The organism is Sorangium sp. So ce448 (genome assembly GCF_051520915.1).
In the GTDB taxonomy this organism is placed as follows: Bacteria; Myxococcota_A; Polyangia; order Polyangiales; family Polyangiaceae; genus Sorangium; species Sorangium cellulosum_B.
This window is the reverse complement of sequence record NZ_CP150343.1, coordinates 10,565,773-10,591,568: the sequence shown is the minus strand read 5'-3', so window position 1 is coordinate 10,591,568 and position 25,796 is coordinate 10,565,773. Positions and strand designations below refer to the sequence as shown.

Annotated in this window: 19 protein-coding genes and 1 pseudogene; 7 read left to right on the top strand and 13 right to left on the bottom strand. The window is 71.4% G+C overall.

What is annotated here, in order from left to right; all coding sequences use genetic code 11:
* Positions 1–111: 111 nt before the first annotated feature.
* Together lepB and WMF45_RS39900 are read right to left on the bottom strand one after the other, a co-directional pair.
* Positions 112–1,575 carry a signal peptidase I gene (gene lepB / locus WMF45_RS39905; protein ID WP_437711220.1) on the bottom strand — a complete coding sequence of 488 codons (1,464 nt, stop codon included), beginning with the start codon at positions 1,573–1,575 and terminating at the stop codon, positions 112–114.
* A 190-nt stretch (positions 1,576–1,765) separates the two neighbouring features.
* Positions 1,766–2,839 (bottom strand): hypothetical protein, encoded by a 1,074-nt coding sequence (locus tag WMF45_RS39900; RefSeq protein ID WP_437711218.1) that lies wholly within the window; start codon positions 2,837–2,839, stop codon positions 1,766–1,768.
* 116 nt (positions 2,840–2,955) lie between these two features.
* On the opposite strand from WMF45_RS39900, the gene WMF45_RS39895 reads away from it, so the two are divergent.
* From WMF45_RS39895 to WMF45_RS39880, 4 genes are all read left to right on the top strand, one after another.
* Entirely contained in the window at positions 2,956–3,954 is a 999-nt protein-coding gene (locus WMF45_RS39895; RefSeq protein WP_437711216.1) for an NAD(P)H-dependent glycerol-3-phosphate dehydrogenase, read from the top strand.
* Between the two features lie 82 nt (positions 3,955–4,036).
* A complete protein-coding gene (locus tag WMF45_RS39890) occupies positions 4,037–5,131 on the top strand; it encodes a hypothetical protein (RefSeq protein WP_437711214.1) in 1,095 nt (364 codons plus the stop codon).
* A 50-nt stretch (positions 5,132–5,181) separates the two neighbouring features.
* Complete coding sequence (locus WMF45_RS39885; protein ID WP_437711212.1) at positions 5,182–7,119, top strand: sigma 54-interacting transcriptional regulator; 1,938 nt, start codon at positions 5,182–5,184, stop codon at positions 7,117–7,119.
* The gene (locus WMF45_RS39880) at positions 7,119–9,578 is read left to right on the top strand and encodes an endonuclease MutS2 (protein ID WP_437711210.1); all 2,460 of its coding nucleotides are present in this window, start codon (positions 7,119–7,121) and stop codon (positions 9,576–9,578) included. The genes WMF45_RS39885 and WMF45_RS39880 overlap by 1 nt, the downstream gene beginning before the upstream one ends.
* A gap of 37 nt (positions 9,579–9,615) precedes the next feature.
* On the opposite strand, the gene nusB is transcribed toward WMF45_RS39880, so the two are convergent.
* The 8 genes and pseudogenes from nusB to WMF45_RS39840 all read right to left on the bottom strand — a co-directional run.
* Entirely contained in the window at positions 9,616–10,038 is a 423-nt protein-coding gene (nusB, locus tag WMF45_RS39875; protein ID WP_437711208.1) for a transcription antitermination factor NusB, read from the bottom strand.
* A gap of 16 nt (positions 10,039–10,054) precedes the next feature.
* Entirely contained in the window at positions 10,055–10,564 is a 510-nt protein-coding gene (gene ribH / locus WMF45_RS39870; protein ID WP_272102824.1) for a 6,7-dimethyl-8-ribityllumazine synthase, read from the bottom strand.
* Between the two features lie 96 nt (positions 10,565–10,660).
* A complete protein-coding gene (gene ribB, locus WMF45_RS39865) occupies positions 10,661–11,884 on the bottom strand; it encodes a 3,4-dihydroxy-2-butanone-4-phosphate synthase (protein ID WP_272102825.1) in 1,224 nt (407 codons plus the stop codon).
* Between the two features lie 4 nt (positions 11,885–11,888).
* Complete coding sequence (locus WMF45_RS39860) at positions 11,889–12,620, bottom strand: riboflavin synthase (protein WP_437711206.1); 732 nt, start codon at positions 12,618–12,620, stop codon at positions 11,889–11,891.
* Between the two features lie 17 nt (positions 12,621–12,637).
* Positions 12,638–13,000: a PilZ domain-containing protein gene (locus tag WMF45_RS39855; RefSeq protein ID WP_272102827.1), complete on the bottom strand. Its 363-nt coding sequence runs from the start codon at positions 12,998–13,000 to the stop codon at positions 12,638–12,640.
* A 6-nt stretch (positions 13,001–13,006) separates the two neighbouring features.
* Positions 13,007–15,739 (bottom strand): Rne/Rng family ribonuclease, encoded by a 2,733-nt coding sequence (locus WMF45_RS39850; RefSeq protein ID WP_437711203.1) that lies wholly within the window; start codon positions 15,737–15,739, stop codon positions 13,007–13,009.
* A gap of 533 nt (positions 15,740–16,272) precedes the next feature.
* Positions 16,273–16,809 (bottom strand): hypothetical protein, encoded by a 537-nt coding sequence (locus WMF45_RS39845; RefSeq protein ID WP_437711202.1) that lies wholly within the window; start codon positions 16,807–16,809, stop codon positions 16,273–16,275.
* Positions 16,810–17,128: 319 nt separating this feature from the next.
* Positions 17,129–17,581 (bottom strand): annotated as a pseudogene (locus WMF45_RS39840) (carboxyl transferase domain-containing protein); the annotation flags it as partial.
* Between the two features lie 739 nt (positions 17,582–18,320).
* On the opposite strand from WMF45_RS39840, the gene WMF45_RS39835 reads away from it, so the two are divergent.
* Positions 18,321–20,981, top strand: coding sequence for a protein kinase domain-containing protein (locus WMF45_RS39835; RefSeq protein ID WP_437711200.1), 2,661 nt, complete (start codon positions 18,321–18,323; stop codon positions 20,979–20,981).
* A gap of 9 nt (positions 20,982–20,990) precedes the next feature.
* Here the strand turns inward: WMF45_RS39835 and WMF45_RS39830 are convergent, their stop codons facing one another.
* From WMF45_RS39830 to pyrH, 3 genes are all read right to left on the bottom strand, one after another.
* Positions 20,991–22,226, bottom strand: a complete 1,236-nt coding sequence (locus tag WMF45_RS39830) for a KamA family radical SAM protein (protein ID WP_437711198.1) — start codon at positions 22,224–22,226, stop codon at positions 20,991–20,993.
* Entirely contained in the window at positions 22,213–23,289 is a 1,077-nt protein-coding gene (locus tag WMF45_RS39825) for a peptidylprolyl isomerase (protein WP_437711196.1), read from the bottom strand. The genes WMF45_RS39830 and WMF45_RS39825 overlap by 14 nt, the downstream gene beginning before the upstream one ends.
* Positions 23,290–23,406: 117 nt before the next feature.
* The gene (gene pyrH / locus WMF45_RS39820; RefSeq protein ID WP_080599110.1) at positions 23,407–24,168 is read right to left on the bottom strand and encodes a UMP kinase; all 762 of its coding nucleotides are present in this window, start codon (positions 24,166–24,168) and stop codon (positions 23,407–23,409) included.
* Between the two features lie 236 nt (positions 24,169–24,404).
* Here pyrH and rpoZ point away from each other — a divergent pair, with 236 nt between their 5' ends.
* Both rpoZ and WMF45_RS39810 read left to right on the top strand, forming a co-directional pair.
* The gene (gene rpoZ, locus WMF45_RS39815; RefSeq protein WP_044966694.1) at positions 24,405–24,647 is read left to right on the top strand and encodes a DNA-directed RNA polymerase subunit omega; all 243 of its coding nucleotides are present in this window, start codon (positions 24,405–24,407) and stop codon (positions 24,645–24,647) included.
* Between the two features lie 108 nt (positions 24,648–24,755).
* Positions 24,756–25,643, top strand: a complete 888-nt coding sequence (locus WMF45_RS39810) for a class I SAM-dependent methyltransferase (protein WP_437711194.1) — start codon at positions 24,756–24,758, stop codon at positions 25,641–25,643.
* Positions 25,644–25,796 lie beyond the last annotated feature (153 nt).

The window sequence follows — 25,796 nt, the reverse complement described above, 5'->3', positions numbered from 1 at the left end:
CGTCAGCTCCGTCGCCCTGGACCGGATGACTCGCCGCGTCGACCGCGAGCGCACAAGGACCGCCTGCGCGCCGTCGGGTGGACTGCGCTCCCACGCGCTGTCGGCGCGGCTTCAGCGGCGCTTCGACTGGGGGCGCGCGGGCGGCGCGGGCGGCGGGGTCGTCTCGGAGACGGGGGGCCGCTCGCGGAGGCATTTCTCGAGGCCGTCGTGCAGGGTCGCCTCGTGGGCGCCGGGGAGCTTCGGGCGCCCCATGACGTTCACGAAGAGGCGATCCTGCGCGATGCCGCCGCCGGGGCCGAAGCTCATCCACACGAACATCGCGCGTCCCTTGATGTGATCGAAGGGCACGCCCGCGCCGAGCCCCCCGCGCCAGCTGCGCGAGTCGTGGCTGTTGTTGCGGTTGTCGCCCATCACCCACGCCTCTTCAGCGGCCACCTTGAAGGGGCCCTGGAGATCACCGCAGATGCCGCCCCGGCACGAGGAGCCCGGCGTGCAGTCGTCGCTCTCCACGCACATCATGCCGTCGGGGTTCTTTTCGTAGAGCGTGAAGTACGACTTGTCTCCGAGGTACTCGACGAACAGCTCCGCTTGCCGGCCCTCGTAGTGGTAGGGGCCGACGTGACAGTGGGGGACGAGCCAGCCGTTGATGACGGGGCGGCCGTTGATCGCCTCCAGCGTGTCGCCGGGGACGGCGATCGTCCGCTTGATGAAGTCCTGCTCCTTGTTCTCGGGGAACTTGAACACCATCACGTCGCCGCGCGACGGCGGCAGGCGAGGGAACAGGCGCTGGTCGGTCCAGGGGATGAGCGGGCCGTAGGTGAACTTGTTGACGAAGATGTGGTCGCCGACCATGAGGGTCGGGATCATCGAGCCGCTCGGGATCTTGAACGCCTCGACGACGAAGGCGCGCAGGAGGAGCGCGACGGCCACGGCGATGCCGATCGACTCCGCGTACTCGCGCATCTCGCCCTTGCGCCAGCGGCCGAGGTGCTCGCCGACCGCGCGATCGGCGCGGCTGTGGGCGGCGTCGAACTCGTCGGCGTCGAACGTCTCGGCGCTCATCGCGCGCTCGAGGGCCGCGATCGCCTGCGTCACCTGCTCGCGCTCGCCGCTCGTCAGCTCGCGCTCGACGTCACGCTTGCGGCTGCGCAGGATCCGGTGGGCCTCCTCGAGGAGCGCCGCGGCGTCCTCGAAGCGGGCGCGCGCCTTCGGCGGGATGTCCCGGCGGCCGCCGACGCCGATCGCCGACGCGAACGGCAGCTCGTGGCGGAACCGCCAGAAGATCATCGCGAAGATCGTGAAGAGCACGATGCCCGCCGGGATCTGCTGCTCGCCGACGAAGACCCGGAGCGGCTGGGAGCTCCCTCCCTGGGCCGGCGGGGTGAGCAGCCAGACGTTCAGGACCGCGAGCGCGAAGGGAACGATGCAGATCCACACGAGGTGGAACAGGAAGCGCAGCGGCGCCCGGCCGTCCCTGCCCCCTGGCGGAGGAGAGCTGCCGGTCGAGCGCGGGTCTGCGCCGCCTGTCGCCTTGGCCGCGCTGGCGCGGGGCTCCGAGCTCGCGCTGCCCCTCATCGAGGGTTTGAACTCCGAGCTTGCGGGCCGACTGGCCGCGACCGACGGGACGCTCTGGGGTTGATCATCGGGGCGCGGCGGCAAGAGAGAGCTTATGTATACGCCGCCCCTCGCCGCGGCAAGTGCGCAGGCGTGGCGGGCGACGCGCGGTCCGTCGGCGTCGTCGCCCGCGTGTCCTCGTTCGCCCTCGTCAGGGCGCGTCTCCGACCTCGACGGCGTAGCTCACGAGGGCCGCGCGGTCGTCGCGGGCGTACGTCGTTGGCTGCGTCCGCCCCGCGGCGCTCGTGTTGTCGATGACCAGGTAGTATTGCCCCTTGGGCAGCGACACCGTCCGCCGCCAGGGGGCGCCGGAGTACACCGGTTCGTCGAGCAGGGCCGCCGCTGTCAGGGGCGCCGGCGCGGGCTGCGTCAGGTACGCCTGGAGCCACGGCTCCCCGGTGCCTCGAGGCACGAGGATGACGTCCACGCCGGGCGCGCCCTCGACGGCGACCGTGAGCGTCAGGGCCTCGTCGCTGCCCGTGATCTCCAGCGGGCCGATGTGATCGCGCTGCTCCTGGTGCACCTCGGTGCGCTCGTTTGCCAGGAGCAGCTTGCCGTTGTCGCGGCGTTTGTACGGAGCGTCGGGCCGCTGCCCCTTCTCGATGATGCCGAGCCCGAACTGCACGGCGCCGTCGTCGTCGCGGATGACGGTGAACCCCCTGGCGATCTCGGTCTTCAGGAGCTGGGCGCCGAGCGCGTTCGCGTACGCGCTGCCCTGGGCGAGCGACACGCCGCCGAGCGAGATCGCGGCGGGCTGCTCGATGAGCTTGGTCGTGAAGCTCGCCGCCGTCGTCGAGCGCTGGCGGAAGTACACGTACATCGTGTCGCCATCCATCAGGAAGTCGTGGTCGTACTCGACGGCCGCGCTCGCATCGAAGCTCATGCGCTTCGTCAGGTTCGTCCAGACGACGCCGGTCCCCCCGAACTGGAGGAGCAGGTGCCCGTTCGCGAGCTCCTGGGCGACGCACGAGCCCGGGTAGAACCGCCCCGTCACCGGATCCTCGTCGCGGAGGCGCAGCGGCACGCTCCGCTTCCGCATCTCGGTGCAGAGTTGGCTCGTCGCGAAGGCGAGGATGGCCCTGCGGAGGGACAGGTTTCCCGGATCGTTCACGACGCCGGGCATCACGCCGAGCGCCCCTTGGCCGCACGCGCCGCACACCGTTCCGAGCAGCGAGAGGCAGAGCGCGAGGCCGAGCGCGCGCAGCGCGGCGGTGCGGAAGAGCATGGGCGCAGCATAGTCGAAACACCGGCGGGTCGAGCGCCGCGCCGGCGGGTCGAGCGGCGCGCCGTGAGGCGCGCCGCTGTCGGCCCCGGCGCGCGGGTGGTGATAGGGTCACTGCCATGGCGAACGTCGCAGTCATCGGGGCCGGCGCGTGGGGGACGGCGCTGGCGAAGTTGCTGGCGGACAAGGGCAACCCCACCGCGCTCTGGGCGCATCACGGCGAGCTCGCCGAGCGCATCGGCCGCGAGCGCCACAACGACCGGTACCTGCCGGGCGTGGAGCTGCCCGCGAGCCTTCGGGCGACGGGCGATCTCGAGGACGCGCTCCGCGGCGCGGAGCTCGCCGTCGTGGTCGTCCCGTCGCACGCGCTGCGCGAGGTCGTCCGGGAGGCAGGGCGGCACATCCACCGCGACGCGCTCGTGTGCAGCGCGACGAAGGGCATCGAGAACGACTCGCTGATGCTGATGAGCGAGGTGCTGGTCGACGAGCTCGGGCGCGAGGCCGAGCCGCGGCTCTCGTACCTGTCGGGCCCGAGCTTCGCGCGCGAGGTCGCGTCCGGCCAGCCGACCACGGTCGTGGTCGCTGGCAGGAGCGAGCGGGAGACGCACGCGGTGCAGCGCATGTTCGCGACCGACAGGTTCCGGGTCTACTCGTCCGATGACGTCGTGGGCGTCGAGGTCGGCGGCGCCCTCAAGAACGTCATCGCCATCGCCGCCGGCATCTGCGACGGCCTCGGCTTCGGCCACAACGCGCGCGCCGGCCTCATCACGCGCGGCCTCGCGGAGATCGGCCGCGTGGCGGCGGCGAAGGGGGCGAACCCGCTCACCCTCGCGGGCCTCTCCGGCATGGGCGACCTGGTGCTCACGTGCACGGGCGAGCTGTCGCGCAACCGCACCGTCGGGATCGAGATGGGCAGGGGACGGAAGCTCGACGAGATCCTCGCCGGCCTCGGCCATGTCGCCGAGGGCGTGAAGACCGCGAAGAGCGCGCACGACCTCGCGGACAAGCTGGGCGTGAGCGCGCCGATTACGGTCGAGGTGTACCGGATGCTGTACGAGGGGAAGCCGCCGCAGCAGGCCGTCGTGGACCTCATGACCCGCGCCCTCACGAGAGAGTGAGACGCGGGGCCGGCTCGCGGGAAGGCGCTTTCTCGCGCCGCCGCGCGCCTCGCCTCTCGCGAGCGTGTAAAGTGGCGGCGCGATGCATACGCGATCTCTCGTGAGTCTCCTCTCCGCGCTCCTCCTGTCGAGCGTCAGCTCGACGGCCGCTGCCCAGTACGGCGCGCCGCCCTACGGTGGTCAGCAGGGCGGCGCCTACGGCGGTCAGTACGGCGGCCAGGTTGGAGGCCAGTACGGCGGCGGGTACGGAGGCCAGTACGGAGGCCAGTATGGCGGCTACGGGTACGCCCCGCAGCAGAAGAGCGAGCCCAAATCGACGCCGCTCGAGGTCGGCTACCTCTACGCCACCTCCGTGGCGTACGGCGTGGGGACCGGCATCTGGATCGACGCGCTCGCCGGCATCGACGATCCCGGCGCGCAGTTCATCGCGCCCGCGCTCCTCGGCGTCGCGGCGCCGGTCGGCGTCTACTTCCTCGACTCGCCGCCGATGCCTCGCGGCATGCCGTCCGCGATCGCCACGGGCATGGTGATCGGCGCGGGCGAGGGGCTCGGCATCGCGTCCTACCAGTACGTCAGCGCGCGCAAGGGCAAGGAGTGGGGCTTCCTCGGGCTCGCGACCGCCGAGGTGATCGGCTCCACCGTCGGCGGCGCGGCGGGCTGGGGTTTCTACTATCTCCTCCGGCCCAAGCCGCAGACCAACATGTTCGTCGCCTCGGGCGCTGTCTGGGGCTCGCTCATCGGCAGCGCGTTCGGGGCCGCCGCCAGCAACGGCGACTGGAGCGAGTCGAACGACAGCATCTCGCTCGGGGGCCTCATCGGGTTCAACGTCGCGACCGCGGGCGCCGTCGGCCTGTCCGTCGCGTGGACGCCCTCGTGGAACCAGCTCGCGTGGATGTGGGGCGGGCTCGGCATCGGCACGGTGGTGTCGTTGCCCATCTACCTCGCGTACATCGGGAGCGATCATGACCCCCGCCGCGGCCTCATCGCCCAGGGCGCGGCGGGCACCCTCGGCCTCGTCGCGGGCGCCTTGTTCCTCGGGAGGCCGGACTCGAGCGCCTCCGTCGCCCTGGACGACCAGGAAGATCGTGGCCGTCCCCCGTTCGCGCGCGTGCTCGGCGGCAGCCTCACGCCCTATCGAGGCGGGCTCGGTGCCGTCGTCGTCGGAGAGCTCTGGTAAGCCGCGGTGTGCGGTCCAACACGGCTGCATGAGGCCGCGGCACGCCTGCTATGCTGCCCTCGATGCCGACCCTGAAGTATTTCCCCTCCGAGGGCGCGCCACGCCTGTACAGCGTCCACAAACCGGTCACGACGATCGGCAAGGCGCTCGGAAACGACGTCGCTGTCGCGGGAGCAGGGGTGCTGGACCATCACGCGCAGATCGTGTTCGACGGACGCGATTTCGTGCTGGAGGAGTGCGAGCGCGACGGGGAGATCGCGATCAACGGCAAGAAGAAGCGGCGCGCCCGCCTGGTGCACGGCGACCGGCTCCAGCTCGGCGCGGTCGAGGTCGGCTTCTCGATGTTCGCCGAGGCGCCGACCGTCCAGGAGCGGCTCCCGGCGTGCGACGGCGGGGCGGAGCGGCCCGCGCCGCTGCAGGGCTCGTCGGAGCTCGCCGGCGTCCGCAAGCTGTTCGCCTTCAGCGAGAAGCTCATCAACCGGCGCAGCGTCGACGAGCTCCTCGAGGCGATGCTCGATGACGTCATCGAGCTGACGCACGCCGACAAGGGCTTCCTCCTGCTCCTCGAGGGGGCGGAGGCGGCGGCCGACACGGCGGTCAGCGGCGGCGCTCCGGCCGCTGGCAACGATCGCAAGCTGGCGGTGCGCGCGTCGCGCAACATCCGCAAGGAGGCCATCACCGACGCGGCCGGGGGGATCTCGGACAGCATCGTGCGTCAGGTCATCGTCTCGGGCCGCCCGGTGATCGTCTCGGACGCGCTCGCCGACACGCAGTTCGGCCGGAGCGACAGCGTGATCGCGATGAAGCTCTCCAGCGTGATGTGCGCGCCGCTCCTGTCGCAGGGCCAGATCATCGGCGCGCTCTACGTCGGCAACGACAAGATCAAGCACCTCTTCGACCGCGCCCAGCTCGACCTGCTCAGCATCTTCGCGTCCCAGGCCTCGCTCATCCTCCAGAACGCGATGCTCCTGAACGCCCTCAGGGCCGACAAGGCCAAGCTCGTCGCCGAGCTGCACGACAAGAAGTTCGGCGAGATCATCGGCGCCTGCCCGTCGATGCTCGAGGTGTTCCGCAAGCTGCAGAAGGTCGCGGCGACGGACATCAGCGTGCTCATCACGGGCGAGACGGGGACCGGGAAGGAGCTCATCGCGCGGGAGCTGCACCGGCGCAGCCCGCGCGACGGCGGCCCCTTCGTCACCATCAACTGCGGCGCGATCCCCGAGAACCTCATCGAGAGCGAGCTCTTCGGCCACGTGAAGGGCGCCTTCACCGGCGCCATCGCCAGCCGCCCGGGCAAGTTCCAGGTCGCCGACAAGGGCACGCTGTTCCTCGACGAGATCGGCGAGCTGCCGCTGAACCTCCAGGTGAAGCTCCTCCGCGCCCTCCAGGAGCGGGTCGTCTTCCGCGTCGGCGACTCGAAGCCCGAGAAGGTCGACATCCGCATCGTCGCCGCCACGAACAGGAACCTCGAGGAGGAGATCCGCGCCGGCAATTTCCGGGAGGATCTCTACTACCGGCTCAACGTCGTGAACCTGTGGCTACCGCCGCTCCGCGAGCGCGGCGACGACGTGCTCATCATCGCCAAGGTCCTGCTCTCGAAGTACGCCGACGAGCTCGGCAGCGCCGTGCGAGGCTTCAGCCCGGCCGCGCTCTCCGCGATCAAGAAGTACCCCTGGCCGGGCAACATCCGGCAGCTCGAGAACCGCATCAAGAAGGCGCTCGTCCTCTGCGACCAGGCGCTCCTCGCCGTGGAGGACCTCGATCTCGGCCCGGGCGCCGAGACGGCCATCATGCCGCTGGAGAAGGCCAAGGAGGAGTTCCAGCGGCGGTACGTGCTGGAGGCGCTCGAGCGCAACAACGGCAACCGCACGCAGACGGCCCGCGACCTCGGCGTCGACCCGCGCACCATCTTCCGCTACCTCGAGAAGGAGCAGAACCCGATGCCGAGCGGGGCCGGCGGCGTGGCCCGCGATCCGACCGAAGCGTGATGGACTACGACCCCGAAGGGCCCTTCGCAGATCCCTGTCCCACCAAGACCCGCGCCGACCTGGAGTGGGATCGCGTCCTCGAGGCGCTCGCGGAGCGATGCGCGTCCCGGGGCGGGAAGCGGCTGGCCCGGGCCCTGCCGTTCGCGTCGACGCGCGCCGAGGCGCTCACCGCGCTCGCGGAGGTGCGCGAGGCGGTGGAGCTCGCCCGGGCCGGGGAGCCGGTGCCGTCGCGCGACGTCGCGGAGCTCGAGGACGCGCTCGATCGGGCCCGCATCGGCGCGGCGCTCGCGAACGAGGAGCTGCGCGCCGTGCTCGGCCTCCTCGAAGCCGCGCGGACGTCGCGGCAGTACCTGCAGAACCGGCGTCAGATCGCGCCCGCGCTCCACGCCGCGTGCGCGACCAACCCCGAGCTCGACGCCGTCGCGCGCGAGCTCGCGGCGGCGTTCGATCCGGACGGCACGCTCGCCGATCGCGCGTCGCCTCGCCTGGAGGCGCTTCGCGCGGAGCGGCGCGCTGTGCGCGAGCGGCTCGTCCGGCGCCTCGAGGACCTCATCCAGAAGCACGAGGACATCCTCCAGGACCGCTACTGGACGGAGCGCGACGGGCGCTACGTGCTGCCGGTGCGATCCGACGCGCACGAGCGCTTCCCCGGCATCGTCCACGCGACGAGCGCGAGCGGCGCCACCGTGTTCGTGGAGCCCCGGGTGCTCGTCGAGACGGGCAACCGGATGAAGATGGTCGACGCCGAGGTCGCGCGCGAGGAGATGGCGATCTACGCGGCGCTCACCGCCCGCGTGGCCGAGGACGTCGAGAGCGTCGCGGCCGCCGCCCGCGCGCTGGCCCACGCCGACGTGCGGGCCGCGGCGGCGCGGCTCGCGGAGGACCTCGACCTCACCTTCCCGGACATCCCGGAGGACGCCTTCGGGGCGGGGCGGGGCGCCTCGGAGGGCGGATCGAGGCCGACCTCCATCGAGCTCATCGGGGGTCGCCACCCGCTCCTCGCGCTCGACGGCGTGAAGGTGGTCGCGAGCGACCTCGCGATGAGCGCGGGCCGCGCGATGATCGTCTCCGGACCGAACGCCGGGGGCAAGACCGTGGCCTTGAAGACGCTCGGGCTCGCGGCGCTGATGGTGCGCGCCGGCCTGCCGGTCGCGGCCAGGGACGGCTCTCGCGTCGCGCTCTTCGACGTCGTGCTGACCGACGTCGGCGACGAGCAGAACCTCCACAAGAACCTCTCGACCTTCAGCGCCCACGTGAAGAACCTGGGGCTGATCCTCGGCGAGACGCGCCCCGGCGCGCTCGTCCTGCTCGACGAGCTCGCCGGCGGCACCGATCCGCGCGAGGGCGAGGCGCTCGCCGCGGCCGTGCTCGACGCGCTGTGCGCGCGCGGGGGCACCGTCGCCAGCACCACGCACTACGAGGGCCTCAAGGCGCTCGCGCTCGGGGATCAGCGCTTCGAGAACGCCTCGGTCGGCTTCGATCTCGCCACCATGAGCCCGACCTTCCGGCTCGTCGTCGGCGTACCCGGCGCCTCGAGCGCGCTCGCGGTCGCGCGGCGGTTCGGCATCCCGGGCGCCGTGCTGGAGCGGGCCGAGCGCTTCCTCACGAAGGAGGCGGTCACGTTCGAGCAGATGGTCGAGAAGCTCTCCGCCGAGCGCCGAGCGCTCGAGCTCGCGCGCGAGGACGCCGAGCGCGAGGTGGCCGCCTCCCGCGCGAAGCGGCGGGAGCTCGAGGCAGAGATCGAGCGGCTCCGGGACAAGGAGCGCGGCGTGATCACGCGGGAGGGGGAGGCGCTGCTCGCCAGCCTGCGGCGCGCGCGCGAGGACCTCAAGGCGGCGCAGGCGCGCCTGCGCGGCAAGCCCACCGAGGAGGACGTGCGCGCGGCCGCTCGCGCCATGGACGCGGTCGGGCAGAAGACGTCGATCGGCGGCGAGCTCGAGCTGCGCCCGAAGGACGAGCCGCAGGCGCGGCCGGCGATCGATCCGGCCGCCATCCGCGTCGGCGCCCGCGTCTACGTGCCTCGCTTGCGGGCCGAGGCCGAGGTGGTGGAGATCCTCTCGGGCGGCCAGCTGCGGGTCACCGCCGGCTCGCTCAAGCTCACGACCTCGATCGCCGAGCTGCGCGGCACCGGCGCGCCGCCGGCCGCCGCGGCGCCCCCGCAGCGCCGCGTCGATCTGGACGCCGCCGCCGACCCCGACGTCCCGATCCAGACGGCGGACAACACCGTGGATCTCCGCGGACTGCGCGCGCACGAGGCGGTCGCCATGGCCGAGCAGTTCCTCGATCGCTCGCTCGGCGCGGGCCGCAAGGTCACGTTCTTCGTCCACGGGCACGGCACGGGCGCCCTGCGCGACGCCGTCCGCGAGGCGCTGCGCGGGAGCCCTTACGTGGCGCGCCTCCGCCCGGGCGGCCCGAGCGAGGGCGGAGACGGCGTGACGGTCGCCTGGCTGAAGTGGTGAGCGAGACGCGCGCCCGAGCGACGGCGCGCCGTGACGCTCAGCGATCCCGGTCGACGCGGCCGAGGTTCTCGGCGATCCGGTCGAGCACGCCGTTCACGAAGGCGCCGCTCTCCTCGCTGCCGTAGCGCTTGGCGAGCTCGACCGCCTCGTCGAGGATGACCGCGCGCGGCACCTCCGGGCGGTTCATGAGCTCCCACGCGCCGAGCCGGAGGACGTTCCGATCGACGCGCGCCATCCGCTCGAGGCGCCAGTTCGTGCTCGCCTTCCGGATCGCCTCGTCCACGGCCGCGAGATCCTCGGCGACCCCGACCACCACCTCGTCCGCGTAGGCGCGTCCCTCGGGATCGCCCGGCGTCTCGCGCCAGAAGGCCGCGACGACGCGGGGCGCCGAGCTCCCGCCAGCTTCCACCGCGAACAGCATCTGCAAGGCCGCTTCGCGGCCGGTAGAGCGCGCACCCATCTCTCAGAACCTTCGTTTACAGGCCAGCGGTGTCCAGCGCGGCGCCGAGCGCGAGCATCTCGATCGCGCTGACGGCGGCCTCCCACCCTTTATTGCCATGCTTCGTCCCGGCCCGCTCGACCGCTTGCTCGATCGAGTCGGTCGTGAGCACCCCGAACGTGACCGGCACCCCGGTCTGGAGCGACACGGTCGCGATCCCCTTCGTGACCTCGGCCGCCACGTAGTCGAAATGCGGCGTCGAGCCCCGGATCACGGCGCCCAGGGTGATGATCGCGTCGACGCTCTTCTTGTGCGCGAGCCTCCCCACGATGGTGGGCATCTCCCACGCGCCCGGGACGCGCACGATCGACGTCCGACCGAGCGCGCCGCCGTGCCGCGCGATGGCGTCGAGCGCGCCCTCGACCAGGCGGTCGACGATGAAGTGGTTGAAGCGGCTCGCCACGAGCGCGAAGCGCGCCCCCGGCGGGACCACCAGGTTCCCTTCGATCACCCTCGCCTGTGCCTGCCCGACCGCTTGCTCTGCCATCCGCCGTTCCTCTCTCCTGCCGCGCGGGATGCGCGATCGCTGCGATCGCGATCCTGTCCGAGCGTCCTTTTACCAGCGAACGAGCGCGCCCGTCTGTCAGGCTTCGCCCTTCATCGAGACGAGCGGCACCCGCTCGATCACGGTGAGCCCGTACCCGGTGATCCCTGCGATCTTCGGCTGGCTGTTCGTGAGGAGCCGGATCTGGTGCACCCCGAGGTCCGCGAGGACCTGCGCGCCGAGGCCGAACTCCCGCAGCGTCCACGGCTGCTGCGTCTTCACGACGGGGAGCGCCTCGTCGGAGCCCGAGCCCTTCAGCAGCTCCAGCTCGCGGCCCAGGTCCCCTCGCGACGGGATGTAGACGACCACCCCGACGCCGGCGCTCTCGATCGCGAGGAGCGCCTCGCGCAGGTTCGAGCCGCCGTCGAGGGGCGTCGAGCTGAAGAGGTCCGCGATGGTCGACCCGGAGTGCACGCGGCACAGGATGGGGTCCGGCGTCGCCACCGCGCCCTTGGTGAGCGCGAGGAACTGCCGCTGCTCGTTGATCACCTCGTAGACGTACACGGTCCACTCCGTGCCCGTCAGATCGAGCCGCAGCGTCCGCTCGCCCACGCAGCGGACCAGCCGCTCGGTCTGGAGCCGGTACTGGATGAGGTCCGCCACCGTCACGATCAGCAGGCCGTGCTTCGCGGCGAACACCTCGAGATCCCGCATGCGGGCCATGCTGCCGTCGTCGTTCATGATCTCGCAGATCACGCCCGCCGGCCGGAGCCCGGCGAGGCGCGCGAGATCCACGGACCCCTCGGTCTGCCCCGTCCGCACGAGCACGCCCCCGCGGCGCGCCTTCAGCGGAAAGACGTGCCCCGGCGTGACGAGATCCTCGGGCGCGGCGTCGCGCGCGATCGCGACCCGGATCGTGTGCGCCCGATCGGCGGCGCTGATCCCCGTCGTCACCCCCGTGCGCGCCTCGATGCTGACGGTGAAGGCGGTGCCGAGCGGCGGTCCGCTCCGCCCTGGCGCGGACATCATCGGCAGCTCGAGGCGCGCGACCTGCTCCTCATCGAGGGCGAGGCAGATGAGCCCGCGCCCGTGCATCGCCATGAAGTTGATCGCCTCGGGGGTGACCGCCTCCGCAGCCATGCAGAGATCCCCCTCGTTCTCGCGATCCTCGTCGTCGACGAGGATCACCATCTTGCCCGCGCGGATGTGATCGAGCGCGGTGTTCACCCGGTCGAGGACCGCTTTGTCGATGGTCAGCCGGTGAGGCATCGGGCCCCCGGAGGTCATGTCCTGGTCGAGCCTGCCGCTCGAGGCGGCTGACACAGCCTCACCAGAATCCCCCCGCGCGCAGCTTTGCGAGGAGTCGTTCGTCGTGATCCGCATGCTCTCCCGTATTTCCGCGCTCGGCGGAGGCATCGCCGCCGCGCGTGTCCTGGCTCGAGAGGCCCTTCACGCTGGCGAGCGATGCGACCTCGAGCGCCCGCGCCACGTAGCGCGCGAGCACGTCAACTTCAAGGTTGACGGCCGCGCCGGGGCGGAGCTCTCCGAGGAGAGTCCGGCCGATGGTGTGCGGCACCAGCATCACCTCGAACCAGATCTCGGCGGCGCCTGGCGTGGACACGGCGTTCAGCGTGAGGCTCGCGCCGTCGACCGCGATCGAGCCCTTGGGAGCGAGGTACGGCGCGAGCTCGGGCGGGGCGCTCACCCGGAGGCGGATCGCGTCGCCGGCCCGCGCGTGCTCGACGACGCGGCCGAGCCCGTCGACGTGTCCCAGCACCACGTGCCCCCCCATCCGCGCGCCGAGCGGCGTCGCGCGCTCGAGGTGGACGCGCGCGCCGACCGGCAGCGCGCCGAGCGTCGTGCGGCCGAGGGTCTCGGCGGACATGTCGCACTCGAAGCCGCCGGGCGCGATGCGATCGACCGTGAGGCAGGCGCCGTTCACGCTCACGGACTCGCCGAGCGTCAGCGGCCCGAGGCTCGCCTCCACGAGCGCGCGGGCCACGGCGCCGCCGCTCCGGCGGCGGAGGACCCCGATCGTCTCGACAAGCCCGGTGAACATCGCCGACGCCCCTCCGCCTAGCCCTTCGAGGTGCGGTGCCCCTGGCTGGTCAGGAGCTTGTCGATGAGCCCCTGCGAGTAGCCCGAGAGCTCGGTGAAGACGACGCCCATCCCCTGCGGATCGTCGTGCACGCGCACGACCTCGCCGACGCCCTCGACCGTCTCGATGTCGTCCATGATCACGGTGAACCGCAGGTTCACCTTCGTCCCGACGGCGAGCGGCGTCTTCGAGCGCACGAACACGCCGGTCCGCGAGATGTTCGTCACGTACTCGTTGATGAACGCGTCGTAGGACTCGAACTCCTTGTTGATGGTGACGCGCTCTTCCTTGCGTCCCGTCTTCGCGTCGCTGCTCTCCGGAGAACCCTGATCGTCCACCATGACGCCTTACCTGCCTTGCAGATCGAACTGCTCGAGGTGGTACTCCTTCCGGGGCACGAGATCGATCCGGCGCTGGAACAGCCGCTCCGCCTCTTGCACGGCGATGCGTTCGTCGTTCTTCAGCAGATCGATCACGGCCGGGTGCGCGTTGACGACGACCGAGTAGCCGGGCAGGTTCATCCGCTCGCGCCGTATCTGCCGCAGGATCTCGTAGGCGACGGTCTGCTTGGATTGCAGCTGGCCCGTCCCGTCGCAGTAGAAGCACGGCTCGAGGATCGTCCGCCCGAGGCTCTCGCGCGTCCGCTTCCGGGTCATCTCGATGAGGCCCAGATCGGAGATCCGGTTCAGCGTGGTCTTCGCCTTGTCCCTGGAGAGCAGCTCCTCGAGTCGGCGCCGCACCTTCTCCCGGTTCTGGGCGCGCTCCATGTCGATGAGGTCGAGGATGATGAGCCCGCCGATGTTGCGGAACCGGAGCTGGTAGGCGATCTCTTCGACCGCCTCCAGGTTCGTGGTCAGGATCGTCTCCTCGAGGTCCTTCGACCCCTTGCCGACGAACCGCCCTGTGTTCACGTCGATCGCGGTGAGCGCCTCGGCCTGGTCGATGATCAGGTGCCCGCCCGAGGGCAGCGGGACCTTCCGCGACAGCGCGCGCTGGATCTCGTCCTCGATCCCGTACGCGTCGAAGATCGGCTCCGTCCCCTCGTAGAGCTCCACCGCGTCGGCGCGCTCGGGCATGAACATCTCGACGAAGCGCCGCAGCCGGATGTACTCCTCGCGGTCGTCGATCACGATCTTCTCGATGTCGTCGGTGAAGAGGTCGCGGGCGGTCTTCAGCACGAGGTCGAGCTCGGTGTAGAGCACCGCAGGCGCCCTCACGCCGCTCTCCCGCTTCTTCGCCACCTCGCCCCAGAGGCGCACGAGGTAGCCGACGTCGGCCTTGAGCTGCTTCTTCGTGAGGCCCTCGGCGAGCGTGCGCACGATGAGCCCGCCCTGCGGAGGCTTCATCGCCTCGATGGCGTCCCGCAGCCGGGATCGCTCCTTCTCCGAGCCGATGCGCTTGGAGATCCCGATGTGATCGACCGTCGGCAGGTACACGACATAGCGGCCGGGCAGCGAGATGTGGCTCGTGACCCGGGCGCCCTTCGTCCCGATCGGCTCCTTCGAGACCTGGACGATGACCTCCTGCCCTTCGCGGACGACCTCGCGGATCGGCGTCGACTTCGAGATCCGCGGCGGCTCGTTCTGCCAGCTGCGTGAGCTCTGCTGGCCCCGCGCTGCGCTCTTGCCCTTGCCGTCCCGCGACTGTTCGCGCCCGCGCTCTCGCGTCCGCTGCTCGCGCCCGCGTTGCTCGCGATCGCGCCCCTCGCGCCCGCCCTGTCCTTTGCCGCCCCGGTCGCGCCCTTCGCGCGGCGCCTCGCGCCCTTCGCGCGGCGCCTCGCGGCCTTCGCGCGGGGCCTGGCGTCCCTCGCGCGGCGCCTCGCGGCCTTCGCGCGGGGCCTGGCGTCCCTCGCGCGGCGCCTCGCGGCCTTCGCGCGGGGCCTGGCGTCCCTCGCGCGGCGCCTCGCGGCCTTCGCGCCCCTCGCGCGGCGCCTCGCGTGCTTCCGCCGGGGCCGCCTCCGCGAGCGCGGCGTCGCCCTCGAGGTTGGCGCGCCGGTCGCGCGTCCGTCCCGATCGGCGCACGCGCGCCTCGCGCCGTCCGCGCGTGCGCCCGCTGCGCGCACGCGCTGCCGGCGGGACGTCATCGCCCTCGGCCGCTGCCGCGGCCTCCGGGACCGGCGGCGCGCTCGCCTCCTGTCCGGCCGGCCAGTCGCCGGCAGCGCCGTGCGCGGCGGGCTCGTCCGACGCGCTCGCCTCATGCGCTCCCGTCTCGCCGCTGTCCGCGGTGTTGCTCAGCGCTTCCGGATGCTCCTCGGCCGCGCTCCACGCGTCCGCGGCGTCCTCCGGGGAGGCAGGCTCGACGTCGTAGCCGGGCGCGTCGAGCTCGTCCTCGTCCTCGATGCTCGCCTCGTCGGGGCCGGATTCCTCGTCGCTGGCCTCGTCGGCGTCGCTGTCTCCGCCTGGCGCGACCAGCTCCTCGTCGTCGTCGTCCGCGCCGTCGTGCTCGTGCCCGTCGTCGATCTCCGGCTCCGGCTCCGAGTCGTCGGCCTCGTCGAGCGCCACCATCGTCCCCACGCCGGAGAAGGCCTGGCCGGAGGGGCTTCCGAGCACGTCGAGCGCCGTGGGCAGCTCGATCGGCACGTCGCTCCCTTCGTCGAGCGAGCCGCCGGCATCGACCGAGCCGCCGGCATCGAACCCTTCTTCCGCCCCGAAGTCCGCTCCTTCCCGGAGCTCGTGTCGTCCGGGCGTCAGGTCGGGGCTCTCGGGCGCGGCTTCTGCGCCCGATACCTCATGCACCTCGCTTTCATCAGGTCTAGGCGCCTCGCTGCCGCGCGCGGCGCGGCCTCGCGAGGAGGCGCGCTCTTCCTCGACAGTCCGGCGGTGCCCAGCCAGGTACGCCTCGAAATCGTCGGGCCGGATGAGGTCCTCGACGTGCAGGAAGGCTGCTCGTTCGAGCCCCACGTCGATGAACGCGGCCTGCATTCCGGGCAAAACGCGGCTGACCTTGCCGAGGTAGATGTTTCCGAGCGTCCCCTTGGAGCTCTCCCGCTCGAGATGCAGCTCAGCGATGATCCCGTTTTCGATCAGCGCGACGCGTGTCTCGCGGATGTCCACATTGATGACGAGAAGGTTCTTTCCCATGTCGGATGCCGCACATCGGCGGCGCCGCCAAGCGTTACCACGGGTTGCCCGGCCCATGAAGGCGCAACCCGGAGTATGCTGCGCGATTGGGGGCCCGGGACCGGAGGTCGCCGAGGCAGGCCGGCCGCCAGCGCGTGAGCTACCTCGCGTCTCCGCCGCTCTGGCTCGACGGCGCCTGCCGCCGGGCCCGCGGACCGGCGGCGCCTGCCGCTGGGCCAAGGCCCTGGCCGGGAGCGCCGGTTGAGGCGCCCGCACGGCGGCGAGGGCGCGCCGGCTGGGGCGACGTCCGTCAGGAGGCGCACCCGGTCCCGGCCCGGGGCCCGAGCTGCCCCGTTCCCTCGGCCCCGCTGGCGCGCCGCCGCGTCCGTCCTGCTCCGGAGCCGCCGGAATCGTGCCCCGCGCCGCCCTGCGCCGGCTGCCGAGCCTCGACGGCCGGCGTGGGCGAAGTGTCCGTCGCGGCTGGGCCCGTAAAAAGGCCGAAGGGGGCGGCCATCTGGCGCCCCCTTCGGAGATGCGTTGCTGTTGTCAGAAGCTCACAGGCCACATACCGGCTCTCCGGCGGCATCGCAGCTCTCGGCGCACTCCTCGCAAACAGTGCATGTGAGGAGGGCGTCGTAGGCCGCGACCCCGGCCGCTTTGTTCGTGCGGCACGTCTCGATGCACGTGGCCGGGTCTTCCTCCGCGGCGCAGTCATCGATACACACCACCACGTCAATACAATCGCTGCTGTCCACGCAGGCCTGGCGGACCTCTTTGCACGGCCCATCGATGGCGCACTTGTAGCAGCCCGTATTCGTGTCGCGGCCGCACGTGTCCTCGGTGTCATCACAGGTCGGGATACCCGTCGAGGAAGTGCTCGTGGCGCTCGCGCCTCCTTCTCCGCCGGCGCCGCCGCTGCCGCCGGAGCCGCCATTGCCGCCGTTGCCGCCGTTGCCGCCGTTGCCGCCGCCAGAGCTGCTGCTCCCGCTGCTGCTGGTGGTGCTGGAGCTCGACGGCGTGGTGCCGTCGTCACCGCAAGCCACGAGGGCGCAGCCGGAAATCAAAACCGCAGCGAATACCCAAGATTTCATGCTCAATACCTCCACAGAACCCAACCGACCCTTCATTCGTGTACTCGGCGCCCCCCCAACGCTCGGGATGCCTGCCAAACCACCCGTTTTCCTGCGACCGGCCCCCGGGTGCACCTGTGCAGATCGTCGGTCAGAGAGAAGCATCGCGCGTGGAGTTCAAAGAAAAACAGCCACGCAAGTCGTTTCTACACGCTCGGGATCGGCCGCGCAACGGCGTCGCTCGCCCCAGCACCCACCTGCCGTGGCGCTCTAAGCGGTTTGCTCGCTGATCTCTCCCGGAGCACGGCTCTCACAGGCCCGCAGCTGCCGCAAAATTCTGCTAAAGCGGGATGTTTCCGTGCTTCTTCGGTGGGTTCTTGTCCCGCCTGTCGCGCAGGAGGTCGAGGGCTCGAGCCAGTCGAGTGCGGAGCATGCGCGGGTAGAAGATCACCTCGTCTATGAAGCCGAGCTCGGCCGCCTTGTACGGGTTGGCGAATTTCGCCTTGTCGTCGCCGACGAAGCGTGCGCGGGCGGCGGCCGGGTCGGCCGCTTGCTGGATCTCGCAGCGGTACACGATGCTCACCGCGCCTTCCGGACCCATGATCGCGAGCTCGGCCGTCGGGAAGGCGAGGTTGTAATCGACCCGGATGTGCTTGGAGGCCATGACGTCGTAAGCGCCGCCGCAGGCCTTGCGGGGGATCACCGTCGCCTCGGGCACGGTGGCTCCGGCGAACACATAGAGGAGCTTCGCTCCTTGAGTGATGAGCCCGCCCTGTTCCTTGTCGAGCGGCGGCGGCCGTCGTCGACCCCGGCGCCCCACCATGCCCCCCGGAGGGATCGAAATCCCGCCGCGCGCGACCGCGCGACGCCACGGCGACGACCCCTTGCCGCTTGTACGACAAGGGAGCGAGGCCGGCGGAAACGTGCGAACCGCGCAAAACATGCGAAACATGCGAAACATGCGAAACCCGCGAAACCCGCGAAACGCGCGCGACGTGGAGACCTGGGGACGTGCGAGGCGCGCGCGACCTGCGACGAAAAATGACCGCGGCCCTCGAGCGGCTCCGCCCTACTCTCTTGCGCGGGCGAGGGGACACCACGTACGCTGAACGGCGCTCAGCTCCCGATGGTAAATGCAGGAATTCCCGATACGTAGACCATCTGAAGACCGGGACGGGGGGGCCGCCATCGCCGCTGCGGACCCGCCGCGCCGCGACTTCGAACCGGGCAGCTCGGGCCGGCGTGGCAGCAGAGCGGTCGCCTGCCACGGCAACTGACGTGCGGCGCCTCGTGAGATGCGCACGGAACAGCGTCACCGGCAGCCCTCGATCGTTCGCGGGAGCGCCACGCGCTCCTGGCTCGCGGCGGCTTGCGCTCGACGGCCTCAGCGTGGCCTTCCGCCTCGCGTCGCAGGGTGAGATCGTTTCGGACGAGAGGTCGCTCGAGTGAAGCTCGCTCAGACTCGTGAGGCTCGTGCCCTGGCCGTCGCCGCCGTGGCGCGAGGGCTCATCGAGCCCAACGCCCTTTGGGATATGGCTTGCCGATGGACCCTCGGCGGCGCGTCGACGCCGCAGGAGCTCTTCGAGGGGATCCTCACGCCCGAGCAGCTGGCGGCGCTGCCGGAGCTGCTCGAGCAGGAGGGCCGCAGCCCGCCCGTCGCGCGCGCCCTCTCGCCGCAGAGCGACGACCAGGACGCGCTGCGCTTCGACACGCAGCGGGAGATCGACCTGCCTGGAGAGGACGTCGGGGCCGATTTCCCGACGCTCGCGACCTCCGCCACGCGCGCCGTGAACTCCGGCGGCACCCGGTACGAGGTGGGCGAGGCGCTCGGGGCCGGGGGCGCCGGGAAGGTGGTGAAGGCGCGCGATCGGGAGATCGGGCGCGTTGTCGCGCTGAAGACCTTGAAGCCGGGGGCCGAGGAGGACTCCGCGGTAGGCAACCGCTTCCGGACCGAGGCGCGGATCACGGCCCAGCTCGAGCACCCGAACATCATCCCGGTCTATGACCTCGGCACGCTGCCGAACGGCCAGCCGTACTACTCCATGCGGGTCGTCAAGCGGCAGAGCCTGCAGAACGTGCTGACGAACCCCGAGCTCCGCAGGCAATGGCCGCTCGTCCGGCTCATCGGCGCGTTCGTGCAGATCTCCCGGGCGCTGGCCTACGCGCATCGGCGAGGCGTCGCCCACCGCGACATCAAGCCGGAGAACGTGCTGCTCGGCGACTACGGCGAGGTCTACCTGGGCGACTGGGGCAACGCGAAGCTGCTCTCGAGGGCGGAGGTGAGCGAGCCGATCTCCGTCGATCCGAGCGGGCAGGACTTCGGCCGGAGGCGGCACGAGGCGATCGCGAGCGCGCTCTCGGGCACGCCCGGCTACATCGCGCCCGAGCAGATCCGAGGGGACCACGCGCGGATCGATCACCGCGCGGACATCTTCGCGCTCGGCGTGGTGCTCTACGAGATCCTCACCGGCGAGCACCCGTTCGACGCGCCCACCGTCCTCGCCGTGATCCTCGCGACGCAGACGCGCGACCCCAGGCCGCCGCGCTCGATCGCGCCGAGCTGCCCGCTGCTGCTCGAGGACCTCTGCCTGGCGATGCTCGCGAAGGATCCTGATCAGCGGCCGCCGACCGCCGACCGCGTCGCGGCGGAGGCGGAGGCGTTCCTCGAGGGCGCCAAGGAGCGGATGCGCCGCCGCGAGGAGGCGATCAAGCTCTGCGAGCTCGCCAAGGCTCCGCTCGAGCGTGACCGGCGGCTCGACGGCGAGCGCGAGCGGCTCGTCGAGGAGGCGCGGCGGCTGCTCAAGGACGTGAAGGAGTACGAGGCGATCGAGCGCAAGCGGGCGGGGTGGCAGCTCGAGGACAGGGCCGCCGGGGTCGAGCGCGAGCAGGCGCGCGCCGCGGCGGAGGCGATCGATCTCTACACGAAGGCGCTGGCGTACGATCCGGACCTGGTCGAGGCGCGCGCCGGGCTCGCGGACCTCTACTGGTCGCGCGCGGTGCGGGCGGACCAGGAGCACCAGCACGCGGCGCGCATCTACCACGAGGCGCTCGTGGCGGAGTTCGACGTGGGCCGCTACGCAGCGCTGCTCACCGCCGATTCGGTCCTCTCGTTCGACTCGTCGCCGCCCGGCGCGAGCGTCGTTGCGTACCGTTACGTCGAGAAGGATCGCATCCTCGTGGCGAGCGACGAGCGCTCGCTCGGCCGCACGCCGTTCCGCGAGGTGCACCTCAAGCCGGGCAGCTACCTCTTCATCTTGAAACGCGCCGGCTGTCGGGACGTGCGCTACCCGCTGCTGCTCAAGCGGGGCACCCACCACCGCGTCGAGGTGAACCTCTACACCGACGCGGAGATCGGCGAGGGGTTCGTGTACATCCCGGGCGGGACCTTCATCGCGGGCGGCGACGCGCACGCCTACGATCCGCTCCGCCGCGCCGAGCTCCACGTCCCCGACGTCGCGATCGCGAAGTTCCCCGTCACCTTCCGCGAGTATTGCGAGTTCCTGAACGAGCTCGAGACGCGCGATCTCGATCTCGCCCTCAAGCGCGCGCCGCACGGGACGCGCGGCTCCGAGGGCTACGTCGCGCGTCCCGCCAGCAGCGGCGGCTGGGAGCCGTTGCCCAGCGTGGTCGAGGGCGACGCGCAGAAGCGGTTCCCGGCGGAGGAAGGGCACCTCTGGAACCTGCCGGTCATCCTCATCGACTGGTTCGACGCCGTGGCCTACTGCCGTTTCCGGAGCGAGCGCGACGGGATCGAGATCCGGCTGCCCACCGAGCTGGAGTGGGAGAAGGCGGCGCGCGGGACCGACGGCCGGTTCTACCCGTGGGGAGATCACTTCGACCCGACGTTCTGTCTGATGCGCTCGTCGCGTCCGTTCCTGGCGCAGCCAGAGCCGGTAGGGACCTTTCCCATCGACACCTCGCCCTACGGCGTGCGCGACATGGCGGGCGGCGTGCGCGAGTGGGTCGCCGACGTGAACGGCGAGAGATCGTGGGCGGAGACGTCGGGTGAGCTCGAATCGGCCGCCGACGCCGGCGGAGACGCGCCGCCGTGGCGCATCGCCCGCTCCGGGAGCTGGGCCGCGGACTCGCAGCAGTGCAGGAGCGCGTCGCGCACCCGCTTCTTCGGGATCGCGCGGGCGCTGAACCTGTCGTTCCGGGTCGCGAAGCCGCTCTCGCGAGGCCCGGGTCGCTGAGCGGGCGGCTCAGCCGCCAGGCCCCGCCGGGGGGTCGACGTACTCGACCTCGACGCCGCGATGCGTGCGAAGGACGGTGCGCCCGGGCCGGCGGTCGACGACGTAGTCGGGCCCGATGGGCACCTTGCCCATCCCGCCGGGCGTATCCACGATCAGCTTCGGCAGCGCGATGCCGGTGAGCCGGCCCTGGAGCTGCTCCATGAGGGAGACGCCGGTCGCGAGCGGCGTGCGCAGGTGCGCCGTGCCGCGCACGGGGTCCATCTGGAGCAGGTAATAGGGGCGCACCCGCCAGCGCACGAGACCCCGGAAGAGCGTGGCCAGCGTCGTCGCGTCGTCGTTGATGCCGCGCAGCAGCACGGTCTGGTTCATGACGGGGAAGCCGTGATCCGCGAGGCGCTTGCACGCGCGCTCGGCGGCGGGCGTGAGCTCCTTCGGGTGGTTGAAGTGCGTCATCACCCAGAGCGGGTGGTACGGCTTGAGCGCGCGCACGAGCTCCACGGTGATCCGCTGCGGCAGCGTGACCGGTACGCGCGTCGCGATCCGGATCGTCTCCACGCTCTGGATCTGCCGTAGCCGAGCGATGAGCCGCACGACGCGATCCGTCGAGACGGCGAGGGGATCGCCGCCGCTCACGATGACGTCGCGCACTTCCGGGTGCGCCTCGAGGTACGCCATCGCCGGCGCGAGGCGCTCGAGCGCCACCGCGCCGCCGCCGTCGCCGACCATGCGTGATCGGGTGCAGAAGCGGCAGTAGACGGCGCAGCGGTCGGTCGCGAGGAGCAGCGCGCGATCCGGGTACCGCTGCACGAGGTGGGGCGCGACCTCGTGCGCGACCTCGCCGAGGGGGTCGACGAGATCGCCGGGCACCTCGGCGGCCTCGTCGGCGAGCGGCACGCACTGCCGCCGGATCGGGCACGCCGGATCGCCGTTGTCGCAGAGGCTCAGGTAATAGGGGGTGACGCGGATGGGCAGCCCCGCCTTTTCGGCGCGCCTGGCGCCGGCGAGCTCCTCCGGCGTCAGCGACAGCGCCCGGTGGAGCTCGTCGGCGCTCGAGAGCGCGTGACGCAGCTGCCATGTCCAGTCGCTCTTCCGCGTCTTCACGCGGGCTGGCCGCGCCCCCTGCTGCGCGCTCGCGGCGAGCGGCTCCGGTCGCTCCGGCAGCGCGACGGCGCGGGCGTCCGCGCCTTCCTCGCCGGATCGCCGGGCGAGCCGCGCGGCGGCGACGAGCTCGCTACTTGCCCGCATCGCTCGACGGCGCCGCGGCAGCGCCGGACGGCTCCGGCTGTGGCGTGCGGGGCTTCGCGGGATCGGGCTGCTCCGCGCTCCCGGTCTGCATGAGCTGCTCCGGCAGCTTGACCGAAGAGAGCGCCGCCTCGTTGATCTCGACGGGGAACTTCTTCCGCAGCTCGTCCTCGAGAGCGCGCTCCTGGTCCTGCATCTTCTGCTGGAGGAGCGCGACCCGGATCGAGCGCTCGGCCTCCGCGAACTCGCGCCGGTGCCCGCTGGTGAGCCCGCTCAGGCGGACGATGAAGAACCGTCCGTCGGCCTCGACGACCTCATCGCCGACCGCACCCACGCCGCCGATGCGAAAGGCGGCCGCGCGGACCGGCTCCGGGACGCGGGGGTGGGCGCCGCGCAGATCGCCGGGCGGGCTGACGATGCCGAGCTCTCCCGCGAGATCGAGCGGCGGGGCCGCGCTCTTGTCCTTCGGCGCCGTGAGCGAGTGCTTGAGGAAGAGCTCACCCCACGCGCTGCTGCTCCCGGCCTTCTGCGCCTCCTTGAGGACCTTCTCCCCGAGCGCTCGGTCGCCGACGACGATGGCGGCGACGCGCCTGCGCTCGGGCTCGCTGAACTTGTCGGCGTTCGCCTCGTAGTACGCGCGCACCTCGGACGCGGGGATGTCGGCCGGCGCGGGCAGGCCCTTTCGCGCCCGGGCGATCATCGCCTCGCGGAGGATCTGCCGGATCGTGTCCTCGACCGCGGGGTCCTTGTCGAGGCCTCGGCGCCGGGCTTCCAGCGCGAGCAGCTCCGCGTCGACGAGCTCGCTGAGCAGCTCGCGGCGCCGCTCCTTCGTCTGGTACCGGAGCCGATCGAACTGGTCCATTCGCTCCAGCGTCCTGCCGAAGTCGCCCAGCGTGATCACCCTGTCCCCGACCTTCGCGAGCACGCGCGCCGACTGCTCGGCGGTGAGGCCGAAGACCGGATCTCCTGCGTCCGAGGGGACCTGGAGGGCGGGCTCATCGCAGCCCGCGACGAGCGCGACGAGCGAGATGGCGAGCAGGGGTCGGCGCACCGGAGCTCGGGTCATTGCTGGCTCGGGGTCTAGCACGGTTTCTGCGTGGCTCGAGGTCGCAGCGCCTCGTTCGGGCTGGCGCGTCGGCGGACGCTTCGGATCGTCGCGCGCGCTGAGCGCTCGAACGCGCGCTCAGTCGACGATCGTGCCGATCTCTTCGCCCCTGCAGACGCGGAGGATGTTGCCGCGGGTCATGAGCTTGAACACCCGGATGGGCATCTTGTTCTCGCGGCAGAGCGTGACTGCCGTCGAGTCCATGACCCCGATCCTGTCGGCGAGGAAGCGGTCGTAGCTCAGGTGCGCGAACATCTGCGCGCCTTCGTGGCGCACGGGATCGCGGTCGTAGATGCCTTCGACCTTGGTCGCCTTGAACAGCGCCTGCGCCTGGATCTCCATGGCCCGCAGCGCCGCTGCCGTATCGGTCGAGAAGAACGGGTTGCCCGTGCCCGCGGCGAAGATGACGATGCTGCCCTTCTCGAGGTGCCGCATCGCCCTGCGGCGGATGTACGGCTCGGCGACCTGCCGGATCTCGATCGCGGTCATCACGCGCGTCGGCACGCCCGTCTTCTCGAGCGCGTCCTGGAGGGCGAGCGCGTTGATGACGGTGGCGAGCATGCCCATGTAGTCGCTCTGGGAGCGGTCCATCCCCGCGCTAGCGCCCTTCAGCCCGCGGAAGATGTTGCCGCCGCCCACGACGACCCCGATCTGCACCCCCATCCGCTGGAGCTCGGCGACCTCGCCGGCCACGTGGTGGAGCGTCTCGGGACGAATGCCGAACCCCCCTTCCTCGCCGCAGAGCGCTTCGCCGCTCAGCTTGAGCACGATGCGGCGGTACTTCAGCCCGGGGGCCGGACGAGGGGGAGGGGGAAGGAGAGAGTCCTGGTCAGCGGCCACGGTGCGACCTCGTAGCCGGGACCTGCGTGGAGGGCAACGAACAACGTGAACCATCGCTCGGGCGAAGCGGCAGCGCGCGCCGCAAAGGAGGAAGAGCGGGAGGCAGAACCACAGGCGGCAGAGGAAGCAGAGGAAGCAGAGGAAGCAGAGGAAACAGAGGCAACAGAGCAGGCAGACCCGCCGGGGCGGCATGTACCTTGCGCTTGCCGGGGCGGGGAGCTAGTCTCGGCCCCCCTATGGCGCGTGTGACTGTGGAAGACTGCCTCGAGCGCGAGGAAAACCGTTTCGCTCTCGTCGTGCTCGCGGCCAACCGGACGCGGCAGCTCATGAAGGGCTCGGACGCTCTCGTGAAGACGAAGAACAAGCCTGCCGTGACCAGCCTCCGAGAGATCGCGGCGGGCAAGGTGCACTTCCACCGGAGCTCCCACGAGGTCGTCTCCGAGTGGCTCCAGCAGATGAACGCTGGCGGCCAGCGCTGATGCCGCATCGGAAGGGCGCGCGTCCGGTGATGCGCGCCTCCGTAGGGGCTCCGTTCCGCAGCTCGCTCCCTTGACCGTGCCAGCGCTGCGCTTGATCCCTTGCCTCGCATGAGCGGGACGGCCACGAGGCGGCCGGCGCGCGTTTCGGGCTCCGTCCAGCGTCGCGATCCGGAGCTCGAAGCAGGGACGTCGGCCCACTACGAGGATCCGGCGTACTACGCGAAGACGTACGCGCGCCGTAAGGATGACGTCCGCTACTACGTCGACCTCGCCGTCGCGTCTGCGGGGCCGGTGCTCGAGTACGGCTGCGGTAACGGGCGGATCACGCTGCCTGTCGCGAGAGCAGGGGTCCAGATCACCGGTGTGGACCTGTCGGCGCCGATGCTCGGCGATCTGCGCGCGCAGCTTGGACGCGAGCCGCGCGGTGTCTCCTCTCGCGTGAGCCTCCGGCGGGGCGATATGCGGGCGCTGCGGCTAGGGCGCCGCTTTCCGCTCGTGATCTGCCCGTTCAACGCCTTCTTGCATCTGTACACGCGCGTGGATGTGGAGCGATTCCTTGCGCGAGCGCGTGAGCATCTGACGCCGAGGGGCGAGCTCGTCTTCGACGTTTCCATGCCCGAGCCGGCAGAGCTCGCGCGAGATCCGGATCGCGCCTATGCCACGCCGCGGTTCCGGTACCCCACGAAGGATGGCCCTGGCGAGTTCGTCCGGTACACGGAGCGGTTCGACTACGACAAGGTCCGGCAGATCCTGTTCGTCTCCATGGAGTTCTCGCCCGTCGACGGCGGCGAGCGCTGGATGACGCCGCTCGCCCATCGTCAGTTCTACCCGCAGGAGCTCGAAGCCTTGCTCCACTACAACGGCTTCGAGCTCACGGAGCTCCGCAGCGATTTCTCCGCGGAGCCGCCCGACAACCAGACGAGCATGCTGCTCTATCATTGCCGGCCACGCCGTTCTGCCAGGGCTCGCCGCCCTGGACATGACGGGGGCCGCTGAAGGGGCGCGGCACCGGCGCACGAACGCCCGGCGCCTGCTGCGCGTCGCGCCGCCCTGCGGCGGCGCCCGGTCGACATCAGTCCATGCGCGACGTGTCCGCGGACGAGCGCGCCTGGCCCTTGGTCCTGCCGCACCGAGCGTGCGCCAGCGCCG

Excerpts from the sequence above, each read along its gene's own strand:
- WMF45_RS39810 (WP_437711194.1), top strand. The coding sequence starts at position 24,756 with ATGAGCGGGACGGCCACGAGGCGGCCGGCGCGCGTTTCGGGCTCCGTC.
- nusB (WP_437711208.1), bottom strand. The coding sequence starts at position 10,038 with ATGGGTGCGCGCTCTACCGGCCGCGAAGCGGCCTTGCAGATGCTGTTC.
- WMF45_RS39825 (WP_437711196.1), bottom strand. The coding sequence starts at position 23,289 with ATGACCCGAGCTCCGGTGCGCCGACCCCTGCTCGCCATCTCGCTCGTC.
- lepB (WP_437711220.1), bottom strand. The coding sequence starts at position 1,575 with ATGAGGGGCAGCGCGAGCTCGGAGCCCCGCGCCAGCGCGGCCAAGGCG.
- WMF45_RS39830 (WP_437711198.1), bottom strand. The coding sequence starts at position 22,226 with ATGCGGGCAAGTAGCGAGCTCGTCGCCGCCGCGCGGCTCGCCCGGCGA.
- WMF45_RS39850 (WP_437711203.1), bottom strand. The coding sequence starts at position 15,739 with ATGGGAAAGAACCTTCTCGTCATCAATGTGGACATCCGCGAGACACGC.
- WMF45_RS39895 (WP_437711216.1), top strand. The coding sequence starts at position 2,956 with ATGGCGAACGTCGCAGTCATCGGGGCCGGCGCGTGGGGGACGGCGCTG.
- WMF45_RS39885 (WP_437711212.1), top strand. The coding sequence starts at position 5,182 with ATGCTGCCCTCGATGCCGACCCTGAAGTATTTCCCCTCCGAGGGCGCG.
- WMF45_RS39860 (WP_437711206.1), bottom strand. The coding sequence starts at position 12,620 with ATGTTCACCGGGCTTGTCGAGACGATCGGGGTCCTCCGCCGCCGGAGC.
- WMF45_RS39880 (WP_437711210.1), top strand. The coding sequence starts at position 7,119 with ATGGACTACGACCCCGAAGGGCCCTTCGCAGATCCCTGTCCCACCAAG.
- WMF45_RS39835 (WP_437711200.1), top strand. The coding sequence starts at position 18,321 with ATGGCTTGCCGATGGACCCTCGGCGGCGCGTCGACGCCGCAGGAGCTC.
- WMF45_RS39845 (WP_437711202.1), bottom strand. The coding sequence starts at position 16,809 with ATGAAATCTTGGGTATTCGCTGCGGTTTTGATTTCCGGCTGCGCCCTC.
- WMF45_RS39855 (WP_272102827.1), bottom strand. The coding sequence starts at position 13,000 with ATGGTGGACGATCAGGGTTCTCCGGAGAGCAGCGACGCGAAGACGGGA.
- WMF45_RS39900 (WP_437711218.1), bottom strand. The coding sequence starts at position 2,839 with ATGCTCTTCCGCACCGCCGCGCTGCGCGCGCTCGGCCTCGCGCTCTGC.
- rpoZ (WP_044966694.1), top strand. The coding sequence starts at position 24,405 with ATGGCGCGTGTGACTGTGGAAGACTGCCTCGAGCGCGAGGAAAACCGT.
- WMF45_RS39890 (WP_437711214.1), top strand. The coding sequence starts at position 4,037 with ATGCATACGCGATCTCTCGTGAGTCTCCTCTCCGCGCTCCTCCTGTCG.
- ribH (WP_272102824.1), bottom strand. The coding sequence starts at position 10,564 with ATGGCAGAGCAAGCGGTCGGGCAGGCACAGGCGAGGGTGATCGAAGGG.